Annotated in this window: 1 protein-coding gene; it reads right to left on the bottom strand. The window is 69.2% G+C overall.

The features are described 5' to 3' along the window. Nucleotides 1-292 (bottom strand): TraG/TraD/VirD4 family protein (locus FF041_RS38485; RefSeq protein WP_194292325.1); only part of this gene is annotated, 292 nt, incomplete at both ends.

Here is a 292-nt window from a genome sequence, read left to right as displayed (position 1 = left end):
GTCGCCGACGAGACGCGAGAGCTTGTCGGCGAAGTCCGCGTCATCGATACCGGAGCCGATCAGCTTGATGGTGGACGCCGACCAGAGGGCGTCCATCCCGGCCTCGCCCCACACCCGGACGCCCTGCCGGTAGGACTGGAGGATCGTCACCGGGATCACGCCGCGCGAGCCAAGGTGGGAGTACAAGTCCGGGAGATCCTGGATCTTGCAGACGTTCGCCGCCTCATCGAGGATCGCCAGCAGCGGGGCGTCGAGGCGTCCGCCGTCGCGCTCGGCCTGGATGACGGCCGCG

The organism is Streptomyces jumonjinensis, from assembly GCF_009600885.1.
GTDB lineage: Bacteria > Actinomycetota > Actinomycetes > Streptomycetales > Streptomycetaceae > Streptomyces > Streptomyces jumonjinensis.
This window is presented reverse-complemented; position numbering and strand designations above follow the sequence as displayed.